This is a genomic window from Flavobacterium fluviale, assembly GCF_003312915.1.
GTDB lineage: Bacteria > Bacteroidota > Bacteroidia > Flavobacteriales > Flavobacteriaceae > Flavobacterium > Flavobacterium fluviale.
This window is the reverse complement of record NZ_CP030261.1, coordinates 1,601,738-1,617,066: the sequence shown is the minus strand read 5'-3', so window position 1 is coordinate 1,617,066 and position 15,329 is coordinate 1,601,738. Positions and strand designations below refer to the sequence as shown.

At 35.6% G+C, this 15,329-nt stretch carries 10 protein-coding genes; 8 read left to right on the top strand and 2 right to left on the bottom strand.

From position 1 onward, the window contains the following. Positions 1–6: 6 nt before the first annotated feature. Entirely contained in the window at positions 7–1,692 is a 1,686-nt protein-coding gene (gene gldJ, locus HYN86_RS07225) for a gliding motility lipoprotein GldJ (protein ID WP_113677431.1), read from the bottom strand. A 212-nt stretch (positions 1,693–1,904) separates the two neighbouring features. Between gldJ and porU the strand changes: the two genes are divergently transcribed. The 8 genes from porU to HYN86_RS07185 all read left to right on the top strand — a co-directional run bounded on the left by porU (position 1,905) and on the right by HYN86_RS07185 (position 14,065). Further along, the gene (gene porU / locus HYN86_RS07220) at positions 1,905–5,741 is read left to right on the top strand and encodes a type IX secretion system sortase PorU (RefSeq protein ID WP_113677430.1); all 3,837 of its coding nucleotides are present in this window, start codon (positions 1,905–1,907) and stop codon (positions 5,739–5,741) included. 40 nt (positions 5,742–5,781) lie between these two features. Continuing rightward, positions 5,782–6,987, top strand: coding sequence for a type IX secretion system outer membrane channel protein PorV (gene porV / locus HYN86_RS07215; RefSeq protein ID WP_113677429.1), 1,206 nt, complete (start codon positions 5,782–5,784; stop codon positions 6,985–6,987). Between the two features lie 80 nt (positions 6,988–7,067). Beyond that, complete coding sequence (gene cdd, locus HYN86_RS07210; RefSeq protein ID WP_113677428.1) at positions 7,068–7,550, top strand: cytidine deaminase; 483 nt, start codon at positions 7,068–7,070, stop codon at positions 7,548–7,550. 159 nt (positions 7,551–7,709) lie between these two features. Then, a complete protein-coding gene (gene pdhA, locus HYN86_RS07205) occupies positions 7,710–8,708 on the top strand; it encodes a pyruvate dehydrogenase (acetyl-transferring) E1 component subunit alpha (RefSeq protein ID WP_113677427.1) in 999 nt (332 codons plus the stop codon). 6 nt (positions 8,709–8,714) lie between these two features. Then, positions 8,715–10,373: a pyruvate dehydrogenase complex dihydrolipoamide acetyltransferase gene (locus HYN86_RS07200; RefSeq protein ID WP_113677426.1), complete on the top strand. Its 1,659-nt coding sequence runs from the start codon at positions 8,715–8,717 to the stop codon at positions 10,371–10,373. A 114-nt stretch (positions 10,374–10,487) separates the two neighbouring features. Continuing rightward, positions 10,488–12,335 carry a hydrolase/aminopeptidase gene (locus HYN86_RS07195; RefSeq protein WP_113677425.1) on the top strand — a complete coding sequence of 616 codons (1,848 nt, stop codon included), beginning with the start codon at positions 10,488–10,490 and terminating at the stop codon, positions 12,333–12,335. Between the two features lie 225 nt (positions 12,336–12,560). Beyond that, entirely contained in the window at positions 12,561–13,091 is a 531-nt protein-coding gene (locus HYN86_RS07190; protein ID WP_113677424.1) for a carboxymuconolactone decarboxylase family protein, read from the top strand. A 95-nt stretch (positions 13,092–13,186) separates the two neighbouring features. Further along, positions 13,187–14,065 (top strand): helix-turn-helix domain-containing protein, encoded by an 879-nt coding sequence (locus HYN86_RS07185; protein WP_113677423.1) that lies wholly within the window; start codon positions 13,187–13,189, stop codon positions 14,063–14,065. Here the strand turns inward: HYN86_RS07185 and HYN86_RS07180 are convergent. Further along, on the bottom strand, positions 14,062–15,306 hold the full coding sequence (locus HYN86_RS07180) for a glycosyltransferase (protein ID WP_113677422.1): 1,245 nt from the start codon (positions 15,304–15,306) through the stop codon (positions 14,062–14,064). The genes HYN86_RS07185 and HYN86_RS07180 overlap by 4 nt on opposite strands. Between the last annotated feature and the right edge of the window lie 23 nt (positions 15,307–15,329).

The window sequence follows — 15,329 nt, the reverse complement described above, 5'->3', positions numbered from 1 at the left end:
TAAATCTTAGTTTCTAGGAGATTTTCTCTTTTCAGATTTTGAACCAACTCTAGACATTGCACATCTGAAACCAATATAATCAGTTGCCATATCTTGAGGGAAGTATCTTCTTTGAGCTGGATCTAACCAGTACGCTCTATCTCTCCAAGATCCACCTTTGTAAACTCTTACTTTATCATCGATTAAAGTAGTACGTTTACTAGAGTTATCATATTTTCTAATCATCTTACCTAAACTGTCTGTTGTTACATTATGTTTAGGAGAGTTGTACATTGCTTGATCTGCTTTAGATCCTGATTCAGAATCTCCAAAGTCAAAATATCTAGAAGATTGTTTATCACCATCTCTGTAGTTGATATTATCACTTGTACTGAAGTTTTGTCTCAAATAAGTTTCTTGTTCGTCAACTGGTACTTGAGCGATTTCTCCTGGAAGGTTTCTTGCTACAACTTTACCATTACTTAAAGTATCATATTTAATAGATGTAGTTGAAACAATTTCCAGCTTACCATCTTTACCAATTTTATTCTTACCGTATTGATTTCCTCTATAGTAGTTGAAATCATTTGCTTCATTATCGATAATAGGTCTGTAAACGTCGGCAACCCATTCTGCAACGTTTCCAGCCATATCATATAGACCGAAATCGTTTGGTGCATAACTTTTTACAGCATTTGTAATATCTGCTCCATCATCTGACCATCCTGCAATTCCACCGTAATCACCGTTTCCTTGTTTAAAGTTAGCCAATTGATCACCTCTATTTTTACGTTTGTTAGAACGTGTATAATCTCCAGACCAAGGATATTTCTTTTGACCTTTGTAGATATTATATTCTCTTTGTCCAACATCAGCAGCAGCTGCATACTCCCATTCTGCTTCAGTAGGAAGTCTATATTCTGGTAAAATAATTCCAGAAGAACGTTGTGCATATACGTTTTTCTCTTCTGGCACTACACCATCTTTACCTGCTTTAGGTCTTTTTCCATTTGGATTTTTCTTTAATACCAATTCTTCATTTCCACCATAAGTTGTAGATGGAGAAGCTAAATAAGCTTCAGTATTAAATAAACTTTCAGCACTAACATCTTGCGTTTTAGCACCTTTTTTAAGATACCCGCTTTTTTCAAGAACAGCTTCGTTCACACGGTCTGTTCTCCATTTACTAAATTCAACAGCTTGAATCCAGTTAACACCAACTACTGGGTAGTTAGCATAAGATGGGTGTCTTAAATAGTTATTTGTCATCGTTTCGTTATATCCTAAACGATTTCTCCACACAAGAGTATCCGGAGATGCTCCTTCGTAGATATTTTTGTAATTTTCTTCCGTTGGCGGGAAAACTTTCTTTAACCATTCTAGGTATTCTAAGTACATACCGTTCGTAACTTCGGTTTCATCCATATAGAATGATTGAACGTGCTGTTGAGTTGGCGTGTTATTCCAATCATGCATAACATCATCCTGTACTTTACCCATAGTAAACGTACCTCCTTCAACAAAAACTAAACCAGGACCAGCCTGTTGTTTTTTACCTGCATTTCTAGCAGCAGTTCCATTCTGACTATCTACATCCCAGCCAGTTGCTCTAGAAGCTTGAGTGGAACTAGATTTTTTGCTACAACTAGCCGTGCCCAACATCAATACAATTGACATCATTAACTGCAAGGCTACAATTTTGTTTACTTTCATACTCATTCTTAGGTGATAAATTTAGGTGCTGCAATATAATAATTAACATTTAATTAGCAACATCTGTTCTAATAATTTTATTTTGCTGTTTTTTAGCAGAAAATAACCTTTAATTACGAACGCAAAAATATACTTTTTATTATTACTGTAACATGAAATACTATATTTTTACTTAATAATTATTTTTTAATTAAATTTCGCTTTTCAAACCAATGAAACAGGTAATTTTCATCTCTATTTTTTTGATCCCAATTCTTTCATTTTGTCAGTTAAATGGGAGTATAACGATCAATTGGCAAAACAAGAAGGAGGTGAATTACGGTGAAAATAAAATCACGATTCCGTACTTTGAAGGAAGCAGTTTTCGCTTCGATATGACAAAAAAAAGCATAACATTTCTCCAAAATATCACCCAGACGAACATTTCAAACGGCAACTCAGTACAGATTAGCAATATTATTTACGAGCAGGTTTCCAGAACTGAACTCGGTGATCTTGCAGTTGAAAACATCCCAGAGAAAGCTAATGAGTCTTTATTTATCACAAATTCAAGAGATTTAAAACAAGTTTTTCTTTTTCTGTATCCTATAATAAAGGAAGGAAACAGCTTTAAACGCATTAGATCATTTTCTTATTTTATCAATAGCTCAACCGCAAAAATTAACAGCAATTCTTCATTTCAAAAAACAGCCGCAATCTCAAATTCTGTTCTAGCTTCTGGAGAGTGGTATCGATTTTACATCCAAAAATCAGGTGTTTACAGAATAAGCAAGTCGTTTTTGCAAAGTTTAGGCTTTGATCCTTCAAAAGTGGATCCGCGAAGAATAAAAATCTACGGAAACGGAGGCAGAATGCTTCCGCTATCCAACAGTACTTACTATCCAGATGACTTAACTGAAAACGCAATTCAGATAATTGGCGAAAATGATGGTATTTTCGATAATGAAGACTATATTCTTTTTTATGCAGAAGGAACTGAAAACTGGAATTCAGAAAACCAAACCAATATCAATTTATACGACACTAATTCCTATTACTACGTAACTAGCACAGGTTCCGAAGGAAAGAGAATTCCAAACTTAAATCAACCCACAGCAAGCACTACTTTAGAGCTAAACACGTTTGATGACTATCAATTTCATGAAATCGATCAAAACAATATTGTTCATTTAGGCCGTCAATGGCTCGGGGAATCATTTGATATTAATCAGGAACAAGAATTTTCATTTAACTTTCCAAATCTCGACACTTCTACTCCTGTAAAAATAGAAGTAAAAGCAGCATCAGCCTCGTTTACTTCTACCTCTTTTACAATTGCAGCAAATGGGCAGAATGTAGGCGCTATCAGCTTTCCTTCACTAATAACAAACTCCGACACTAAATATTACAACGGAAGTCTTCCGTCCAACACCACCTTCACAGGAACAGACAACGTTAAAATAAAACTCACCTATAACAATAATGGGGTACCAGGCTCAAAAGGTTACCTTGACTATATCAATTTAACTGCAAAGCGAAGACTTTTAGGAACAGGCAAACAATTTTCATTTCAATATAATGATGCAGGCGGTGTGGCAGGTGTTGTAAATTACACAATTGGAAATGCATCTGGAATAACACAAATTTGGGACGTAACAGACCTATATAATGTATTAAAAATTGAAAATGCAAGTCAGAGCACCTTTAGCTTTAAAGCCAATCTCGGAGAAGTGCGAAAATATATTGCAATTGACGCTTCTGACTACTATACACCGTTAAAGGAAAATCAGTCAAAAATTGCCAATCAAAATTTAAAAGGCACCATTTTTCGAAACAACCAAAATAGCATTCAAGATATAGACTATTTAATTATATCGCCAAAATCTCTAGCTGCTCAGGCAGAAAGACTGGCAGTTTTTCATCGCAGCAGTTCAAACCTAAATGTAAAAGTAATTTCATTAGAAAATATCTATCAGGAATTTTCATCAGGAAAACAAGACATTGCGGCAATCAGAAATTTTGTTAGATATGTTTACGAGAATGCATCATCTTCTGAAAAAAGAATAAAATATTTAAATCTATTCGGCGACGCGTCTTACGACTATAAAGACCGAATTTCCAACAATACTAATATTGTACCTATATATCAATCGCTAACAAGTAATACGGTAGGAGAAGCTGGATTTGCTTCTGATGACTTTTTTGCTCTTATGGATGCCAACGAAGGAATTGTATCTTATCCCTTTAGCGGAATTGACATAGCAGTTGGACGTATGTTAGTATCAGATAACGCGCAGGCTCAGGAAATGGTTAATAAAGTTTTAGAATATCATGACGCAAAATCGTACGGAAACTGGCGAAATAATGTTGTCTTAATCAGCGATGATTCTGACACATCTGGAGACGAAACACTACAGTCCCGACAAAATTCTCTTGCAGATGTAATCGCCACAGAAAAGCCTTTTTTTAACATTGAAAAAATACTTCTGGACGCTTACACGCAGGAAGCTTCTGCCGGCGGAGCAAGATACCCTAAAGCTCGAACTGATTTTTTTAATGCTTTTGAGAAAGGCGCATTGGTTTTCAATTATCTAGGACATGGAGGTGAAGACGGATTAGCAAGTGAACGTATTTGGGAAAAATCAGACAGTCAAAATCTTAACAATCAATATAAGTATCCTTTATTTATTACTATTACCTGCGAATTTTCAAGATTTGATGACCCCACAAGACCAACAGCTGGAGAATACGTTTTTTGGAATCCTAAAGGGGGCGCGATTTCGATGCTGACAACAATTCGAGAAATCGGTCAGTCAAATGCAGAAGACTTCAACGATATCCTGAGCAAGAATCTTCTTTCTTACAGCTCAAATCAATATAACAGTATTGCAGAATCTTTAAGAATTTCCAAAAACGAAAGACCAAGTTCTGCCAGCAATGTTGTCGTATATATAGGTGACCCCGCGTTAATGCTGGCGATTCCAAAACCCCGAATTAACTTAACAAAAGTAAATGATATTGTAATTTCACAACCAATTCCCGATTTAAAATCGCTGTCAAAAATTAAAATATCAGGAGAAATCACAGATGAAAACAACACTATTTTAAGCAATTATAATGGAGAGTTAGCAACTGCTATTTTTGACAAAATGATTACAACTTCAACCTTGAACAATGATGGTTTTAGTCCGCCAATACAATTCAAAACCTTGGGAGAAACAATTTTTAGAGGAAATGCATCTGTAACTAATGGACAATTTGAATTTAGCTTTGTTGTTCCGAGAGACATTAGAATTCCAGTTGACAACGGAAGAATCAGCTTTTATTCGAAGAAAAATGAAGCTTTAGAAAACCAGACAGGGTATAATAATATCATTAAAATTGGAGGAATTAACGAAAATGCACCTCAGGACAATATAAGTCCAAAAGTTAAGTTATATATGAACGATGAAACTTTTGTATCTGGAGGAATAACAAACGAATCTCCATTTCTTTTAGCCTTCCTAGAAGACGAAAACGGAATCAATACAGCAAGCGGAATCGGACATGATATTGTTGCAATTTTAGATGGAGACGTTAGTAATCCTTATATTTTGAACGATTATTACCAAACAAAACTAGACGATTACACAAATGGAAATCTGCGTTTCCCTTTTAGGAATTTAGCACCAGGATTACACACTATAAGTTTTACCGCTTGGGATGTATATAACAATCCTGTTACCAGCGAGATTCAATTTACAGTTGTTGGAGACGAATCATTAACATTATCACACGTTCTTAATTACCCAAACCCTTTTTCAACCTATACCCAGTTTTGGTTCTCGCACAATAGGCCATACGAACCGCTGGACGTACAAGTTCAGGTAATGACAATTACTGGAAAAGTTGTTTGGACAAAAAATCAAACAATAACAACAGAAGGATTTTTATCACGAGATATAACGTGGGATGGTAAAGATGATTTTGGAGACAGAATCGGAAAAGGAGTGTATATTTATAAGCTTACGGTAAAATCAAATTTGACAAATAAAAAAGCAGAAAAATACGAAAAGCTTGTCATCCTATAATATTATATATATTTGCACCACCAAAACATTAGTCCCATAAATGAAAAAAATATCACTATTATTAATTTGTTTCTTTATTTTCTGCACTTCAAAGGCTCAGGAATCAAGACCTATTGTAACTGGAGTTCCTTTTTTATTAGTAGCTGCAGATGCTAGAGCAGCAGGTTTAGCCGACCAAGGTGTCGCTACTTCTGCCGACGTTTTCTCACAACAATGGAATCCTGCAAAATATGCATTTTCAGAAGATGCCCAGGGTCTTTCTATTAGTTATACACCTTACTTAACAGACCTTGCCAACGATATTTCCCTAGGCCAGGTAACGTACTACAACAAAATTAATGAAAAAAGTGCTTTTGCTGGTAGTTTCCGTTATTTTGGTTTTGGAGGAATTGAACTAAGGTACACAGGAGATCCTAATGAAGCTGTGAGAGAAGTAAATCCAAACGAATTTGCCTTAGACGGATCTTACTCACTAAAACTAAGTGAAAAATTCTCGATGGCAGTTGCAGGACGTTTTATAAATTCTAATCTAAAAGTTGCTTCTGAAGAAGTTGACGCAACATCTGCAAGTTCTTTTGCTGTTGATGTAGCTGCTTTTTATCAATCAGAAGAAATTGCTTATCAAGATTTCAACGGTAGATGGAGAGCCGGAATTAACTTTCAGAATTTAGGTCCAAAAATAAGCTACGATAATGATGACGTAAGCAGCAACTTTCTTCCAGCTAATTTAAGATTAGGCGGCGGATTTGATTTTATTTTTGATGACTACAACAAACTTACTTTAAGCGCTGAACTTACCAAACTTTTAGTCCCAACTCCTCCAGGCCTAGGAACTGCGGTAGATGCAAATGGAGACGGAGATTTTGATGACCCAGAAGATATCTCTCAACAAGAAGCAACAGATGCCGGTTATAGAAACTACAATGATATTGGATGGTTCCAAGGAGTTTTCAAATCATTTGGAGATGCTCCAGGTGGATTTAGCGAAGAAATAAAAGAGGTTACTTATAGCGTTGCTGCAGAATATATGTATCAAGATTCGTTTGCAATGCGTTTAGGATACTACCACGAAAGCCCAGAAAAAGGTGCTAAACAATTTTTCTCTTTAGGAGCAGGATTTAAATACAACATTATGAAAATTGATGTGTCGTATCTATTCTCAGCATCTAAAATAAAAAATCCTTTAGAAAATACACTTCGTTTCTCTTTAACGTTTAATTTTGGAGACAAATACGAAACATACTAAAGAAATTACATTAAAATAAAAACAATTCAATCCAAATTCCCTCATTTTAGGAATTTGGATTTTTTTTCCCTTAAAAACAGATGAAAGAAATCAATATAACAACTTCATTTACAATATTCGATAATTTAAAAGAACTTCCAGAAGAAATTCAAGATTTAATGAATCAAGCGGTGGATATAAGAAAAAAAGCCTACGCTCCTTATTCGAAATTTAGAGTGGGCACAGCTTTACTTTTAGATAACGGAAAAATTGTTTTAGGTTCCAACCAAGAAAATGCGGCATATCCATCTGGACTTTGCGCAGAAAGAGTAGCAATTTTTCATGCAGGAAGTGTTTACCCTGAAGCCAAAATAGTAAAAATGGCCATTACGGCAGCCTCCGATACAAATCCAACCACCGCTCCTATTCCGCCTTGCGGCTCATGCCGACAGTCAATTGCAGAATACGAAATAAAACAAGACACACCAATTGAAATCTATTTTATGGGCGAAATTGGAGAAGTTTACAAATCATCATCATTGAAAAATTTACTCCCTTTAATGTTTGACAAAAAGTTCTTGTAAAAAAAAGCCAAAAAGTAGTCATTAAATTTTAGTTCTTAAATGTAATGTCTTATTTTTGCATCCCGACCTTTCGGGCGCAAATTTGTGGGAGGAAACTATTTTGCGTTACAGGCACAATAATCGATAACACAAACAACTTTAGCAAAAGAAAGAATTCAGATGAAAGAAGTTACAAAAGAGGTATATTTAAAGTGGTATGAGGACATGCTGCTTTGGAGAAAGTTTGAAGACAAACTTGCAGCATTATACATTCAACAAAAAGTTAGAGGTTTTCTACACCTATATAATGGTCAAGAAGCTGTATTAGCTGGCGCACTGCACGCTATGGATTTGACCAAAGACAAAATGATTACTGCTTACAGAAACCACGTTCAGCCAATTGGTATGGGAGTTGATCCTAGAAATGTAATGGCAGAACTTTTAGGAAAAGTAACAGGAACTTCTAAAGGTATGGGAGGTTCTATGCACATTTTCTCTAAAGAGCACCGTTTTTATGGTGGTCACGGAATTGTTGGTGGACAAATTCCAGTAGGAGCTGGTTTAGCTTTTGCTGATAAGTATTTCAACACTGGCGGTGTTACCATGACTTATTTTGGTGACGGAGCTGCAAGACAAGGTTCTTTACACGAAGCTTTCAACATGGCTATGTTGTGGAAATTGCCAGTTGTATTTATCGTTGAAAACAATGGTTATGCAATGGGAACTTCTGTAGAAAGAACTGCAAACCACACTGACATCTGGAAACTAGGTTTAGGTTATGAAATGCCTTGCGGACCTGTTGATGGAATGAACCCAGTAAAAGTTGCCGAAGCTATGCACGAAGCTATCGAAAGAGCGCGTCGCGGCGATGGACCAACTTTCCTTGAAATGAAAACATACCGTTACAGAGGACACTCTATGTCTGATGCACAATTGTACCGTTCTAAAGAAGAAGTTGAAGAATACAAAAAAATCGACCCAATTACACAAGTTCTTGATGTAATTAAGGATCAAAAATATGCTACTGACGAAGAAATTGAAGTAATTGACCAAAGAGTTAAAGACTTAGTTGAAGAATGTGCGAAATTCGCTGAAGAATCTCCATATCCAGAATTGCAACAATTATACGATGTAGTATACGCACAAGAAGACTATCCATTTACACCTCATAAACTATAATTAATTATGGCTATTAAAGTAACAATGCCTCGTTTGAGCGATACTATGACGGAAGGAACGGTAGCGACTTGGTTAAAAAAAGTAGGCGACAAAATCAGCGAAGGAGATATCCTTGCTGAAATTGAAACAGACAAAGCTACAATGGAGTTCGAATCTTTTAACGAAGGAACTCTTTTACATATCGGAATTCAAGCTGGAGAAACTGCTCCTGTTGATTCATTACTTGCAATCATCGGTAAAGAAGGAGAAGATATTTCTGCTCTTTTAGCTGGTGGTGACGCTCCTGCTGCTGCTGAAGCGCCAAAGGCAGAAGCTAAAGAAGATGCTCCTGCTGCAGAAACAAAAACTGAAACTGCTGCCCCTGCAAAAGCAGCTACTGAATTACCAAAAGGTGTTATAGTTGTAACTATGCCGCGTTTGAGTGATACAATGACAGAAGGTACAGTAGCAACTTGGCTGAAAAAAGAAGGCGACGCTGTAGCGGAAGGAGATATTTTAGCAGAAATTGAAACAGACAAAGCTACAATGGAGTTTGAGTCATTCAATGCTGGAACATTATTATACATCGGAATTCAAGAAGGAAACACTGCTCCTGTTGACAGTTTATTAGCTATCATTGGACCTGCAGGAACTGATATTTCTGGAATTGCCGACAACTATACTGCCGGAGGAGCCGCACCTGCAAGTGCTCCTGCCACTGAAGAAAAAGCTGCTCCTGCTGCCGAAAAAGCAACAGAAGCAACAGCTGACACTTCATCAAATGGAGGAAGAATCCTAGCTTCACCTTTAGCTAAGAAAATTGCTTCTGACAAAGGAATTCAATTATCACAAGTAAAAGGATCTGGAGAAAACGGCCGTATCGTAAAAAGCGATATCGAGAACTTTACTCCATCTGCTCAAGGACAACCTGCTGCAAAAGCTGCTGATGCAAAACAAGAAGCTTCTGCTCCTGCTTCACCAAAAGTATTTGTTCCTGCTGGAGAAGTTTACACAGAAGAGATCAAAAACTCTCAAATGCGTAAGATTATCGCTAAACGTTTGGCAGAATCTTTATTTACTGCGCCTCACTACAACTTAGTGATCGAAGTAAGTATGGACGAAGCAATGGGTGCAAGAGCAACTATCAATACAGTTCCTGATACAAAAGTATCTTTCAACGATATGGTAATTAAAGCTTGTGCATTAGCATTGAAAAAACACCCAAAGATCAACTCTCAGTGGAAAGAGGATGCTATCATCATCAACCACCACGTAAATATTGGTGTTGCTGTAGCTGTTGAAGACGGATTAGTAGTTCCTGTATTGAAATTTACAGATGCTATGAGTTTATCTCAAATTGGTGCTTCTGTAAGAGACCTTGCCGGAAGAGCTAAAAACAAAAAATTAGGACCACAAGAAATGGAAGGAAGTACTTTTACAGTATCTAACCTTGGAATGTTTGGCATTACTGAATTTAATTCTATTATCAACCAGCCAAACTCTGCCATCCTATCTGTAGGTGCAATTGTTGAGAAACCAGTAGTTAAAAACGGTCAAATCGTAGTTGGAAACACAATGATGTTATCATTAGCATGTGACCACAGAACAATTGACGGTGCAACTGGCGCTCAATTCTTACAAACATTAAAACAATACATCGAAAGCCCAGTTACAATGTTGGCATAATTTTTTGTCAGCCTGAGCTTAATCGAAGGTAAATTTTTATATTTAAATCCCGTTTTGTTTACGCAAAACGGGATTTTTTGTTTAATTTTCATTCTCAATTCAATACTTCATAAAATGAAAAAACTAATCCTTGCAGCTTTATTTCTGACAATAATTGCCTGCCAGAAAAAAGACCAAACGGAAAAACCAGCCGCTGTTACAGACGAACACAGCTATTCTAAACCAGAACTTGCTGTTGTAAAACATCTTGATCTAGATATTAAAGTCGACTTTGACACACAGACTATTTCAGGAAAAGCTTCCTGGCTAATTGACAATATCAGCAAAGGAAATGAAATAATTTTCGATGAAAACACCTTAGAGATAACAAAAGTTACTTTAGGCGACGACGAAAAAGAAACCAAATTTAAACTAGGTGCAGCCACTGAATTTCACGGAAAACCGCTTCGTATTACAATTGAACCAAATACAACTAAAGTAAATATTTACTACAACACAACTAAAGATGCTGTTGCATTACAATGGTTAAAACCAGAACAAACAGCAGATAAAAAGAAACCATTTTTATTTTCGCAAGGAGAAAGCGTTTGGTCAAGAACATGGATTCCATGTCAGGATTCTCCGGGAATTCGTTTTACTTATAATGCAAAAGTTACCGTTCCGAAAGATTTATTAGCAGTGATGAGCGCAGTAAATCCACAGAAGAAAAATGATACTGGAGTTTACACTTTCAAACAAGACAAAGCAATTCCGTCTTATTTAATGGCGATTGCCGTTGGAGATATGGAGTTTAAAGCAATCGACAACAAAACTGGTGTCTATGCCGAACCATCTGTTTTAAAAAGTGCTGCTTATGAATTTGCTGAACTAGGAAAAATGGTTATTGCTGCAGAAAAATTGTATGGCCCTTACCGTTGGGGGCGCTATGATGTTTTGGTTTTACCTCCAAGTTTCCCTTATGGTGGAATGGAAAATCCAAACCTTACTTTTTTAACACCAGGAGTTATTGCTGGAGATCGCTCGTTAACTAGTTTATTGGCACACGAATTAGGCCACAGCTGGAGCGGAAATTTAGTTACAAATGCAACTTGGGATGATATTTGGTTAAACGAAGGTTTTACGACTTATGTTGAACATCGTATTGGAGAAGCTATTTTTGGAAAGAAAGAATTTGAAATGCAAAATGTTATCACACGCAAAGAATTAGTCGATAATGTTGCTGAATATGGAGATACAAATCCTGACACAAGATTAAAAGTATCTTTAACAGGAAGAAATCCTGATGACGGAATCAGTATGATTCCTTATGTAAAAGGCTATGCTTTTTTAAGGGTTATTGAAGATGCCGTTGGACGTGAAAAATTTGATATTTTCATTAAAAACTATTTCGATGCACATGCATTTAAATCAATTACTACAGAGGACTTTGTAAAATATCTTAACGAAAACCTTATCAAAGGAGACAAAACTTTAGCAGACAAAATCAAACTAGAAGATTGGATTTACAAACCTGGAATTCCTTCAAACATAACAACGGTAAGTTCAGCAGATTTTGATGCTATCGATAAAATCCAAAATAGCTGGAGAGAAACTGGAGTAAAAGGTTTAAGCCAAAAAATTACAACAACTTCAGAAAAACAACATTTTATAGACCACCTTCCAACAGATATCACAGCTAAAGAAATGGAAGCAATTGACAATGAATTCAACTTTACTAAAGGTGGAAATTTCATCATTAAACGTCAATGGTTTGTTCAAGCATTAATACACCAATACAAACCAGCATATCCTGCAATTGAACAATTTTTAATTGGAACCAGCAGAACGGGATCTATAATGATGCTTTATAAAGAAATGGTTAAGACTCCTGAAGGAAAAGTTTGGGCTAAACAGATTTTCGAAAAAGCAAAATCTGGTTATCATGCTACAACAGTTCAGGCCGTTGGTGGTATTTTGAAATAGTCGCAGTCGCAGTTGTGAGATCAAAGAACTGTAGATTAAGAGTGGAAAATGAGACAAAAATCCTCGATTACAAATGGTAATCGAGGATTTTTTTGTTTAAAACAACTGTCAGGGAAAATTGTCCATCACATAGCGTAAATCCTCCATGTTCTAAAATCTTTAATCGTCGCACCTTTGTAATGTCAAAAGACAACAACAAATAATAACATTTAAAATTTAAATAAAATGACACGATTAACAGCATTAAACCCAGAAGAAGTAACAGGAAAAACTAAAGATTTATTCAACGCTGTACAAGCAAAATTAGGCGTAGTTCCAAACATGATGAGAACAATGGGAAATTCTCCAGCAGTTCTTGAAGGATATTTGAACTTGAGCGGTGCATTAAGCCACGGAAAACTAAGCGCTAAAACCGGCGAATTAATTGCATTAGCAGTTTCAGAAAGCAACTCTTGTGATTATTGTTTAGCAGCTCATACCTTTATTGGAGAAAAATTAGTTAAGGCAGATCCAGCGGTTTTAAAAGCAGCAAGAACAGGAAATTCAGCAGACGCTAAAACAGAAGCAATTTTACAATTAGCCAAAACTTTAATCAGTAAAAGCGGTTTAGTAAATGATGAAGATGTTAACAAAGCTAAAAATGCAGGAGTTTCTGACGCAGAAATTGCTGAAACTATTGCTCATGTTGCTTTAAATGTTTTAACAAACTATTTCAACAACGTTGCTAATACTGAAATTGATTTTCCAGCAGTATAATTAAACACAAGCACACTATAACAAAAAACAATTTATAAGGATAGTTGTGAATTCATTTCATAACTATCTTTATATTTTCAAAAACACTATTACACATGAGTTCTTCAAATGTTTCAACTTTGATAAATCCGCAGAACGGTAATTTAGCATTTAAAATTCTTTCGTTTGATGACAACAGCCATTTTGACCATTTACAGCGAAACAATTATTACTCTTTGATTTGGGTAACCAAAGGAAAAGGTAAAGTTAAAGCTGACTTTGCAGAACATCAATTTGAAGAAAACTCACTTCTCGCCTTTTCACCTTATCAGCCTTTTATGCTTTGCGTAAATGAACCGATTGAAGGAATTGCGATTCATTTTCATCCTGATTTTTACTGCATTCATATGCATCAAAAAGAAGTTTCATGTAACGGCGTTTTGTTCAATAATATTTATCAGCCTCCTTATGTTCACGTTACAGAACAAGCGCTGCTAACTTTCAAAATGGTTATTAACCAAATGAAAGCTGAAATTCAAAATGCTGAATTGGCACAATACGAACTGCTTATTTCGTACTTAAAGATTTTTTTAATTACAGCTTCAAGACTAAAAACAGAGCAGTTAGAAGAACTAAAATCGGTTCCAGATTCAAAAGAACCCGCTATTCTTCAAAATTTAAAAGATGCCATCGAACTCAATTTCAAAACCAAACATTCGGCTGGAAATTACGCAGATCTGCTAAATATTTCACCAAAAGCATTAGCAAAACTCTCTAAGAATTACTTCAACAAAACACTAACCGACTTAATTTCGGAAAGAATAATTATTGAGGCTAAACGAGAATTGTATTTAACCAATAAAACCGTAAAAGAAATTGCCTACGAATTAGGTTATGATGACGAACATTATTTCAGCCGTTTCTTTAAGACCAATGCCGATGTTTCGCCTCAAATTTATCGTGAAACCGTAGGATTCGGAAAAATGGAAGCTTAATTTTTATTTTTGGCCTCAATCCATTTTGACATGTACATAGTGCTTTTATAAGCATGATGCTGCAATAAACTGCCCATAAAATTATGAAGTCGATGATTTGTAGAATCGATCAATAATCTATCTACCAAATCAGTCAATTCATCTGAATAATTGTTTTTTTGATAACATTGATGAATAATCGCAACAGCATTTTTCTGAGACTGTTTCCAAAGATTTTCATCTTTATAAAGCGTAATTGCTTTTTTCGCAAATTCCTGTGGATCATCTTCAACAAAACCATTCCATGGTAAATTACCATGCATAGCTTCAGAACCAATTGGAGTTGTTACACTCGGCGTTCCGCATTGCATTGCCTCTAATAATTTCCCTTTCAAACCTGCTCCAAAACGAATTGGCGCCAAAACCACCCTTGCTTTTTTTACCACTTCATTAGCATTTGCTGCCCTTCCCATTATAAAAAAACCATTTTTCGGCTGATGTAACTGCAGCACTTTTTGTGAAGGATAAGCGCCGTAAACTTCTAAAACAGCTTCTGGAAAATCTTTTTTAATAGAAGGCCAAATCGCTTCTTTTAAATATTGAACAGTATTCCAATTGGGTTCGTGAAGAAAATTTCCGATAAAAACATAATGCTGGCGATCTTCAAACAAAGGCAATTGCAGCAAATCATCTTCACTCATTTTATCAACTAAAAAAGGAAGATAAAAAAGTAATTCCGAACTAATTCTAAAATTTTCTTTTAGAATCTTCATTTCAAATTCAGAAATAATTAAAGATAAATCACACCGTAAAATACTAGCAATTTCACGTTTAGCAACTTCTTCAGAAAATAAATCAGTCATTTCAAAAGTCCGTTTTTCCTTAAATGCTTTTTGTCTTGCCGTTCTCAAACAATGCAGATCTTCTGTATCTAAAATCCTGATAGCTTTTGGGCAGTTTTCGATTACTCTCCATCCAAATTGTTCTTCAATCATAAATCTATCGAACAACACAACATCGGGATTTAGTTCCAACAAAAATGAATCAAAAGTAGCTGAATTAAGTTCTATGCTCTTTTTAATTACTCCAAGCTCAGATAAATCAACCATAAAATCACTGTCCTGCGCTGCGCTGGCAAATGTAATTTCAAATCCGTTTGCTGCGAAAATTGAAATCAACTGCATCATTCTTCCGCCTGCTGCAGAAGAATTTGGTTCAGGCCACACAAACCCAATAATTAAAAGTTTTTTTAACTGATTCATTGTAATTTATTTCAACTTACAAA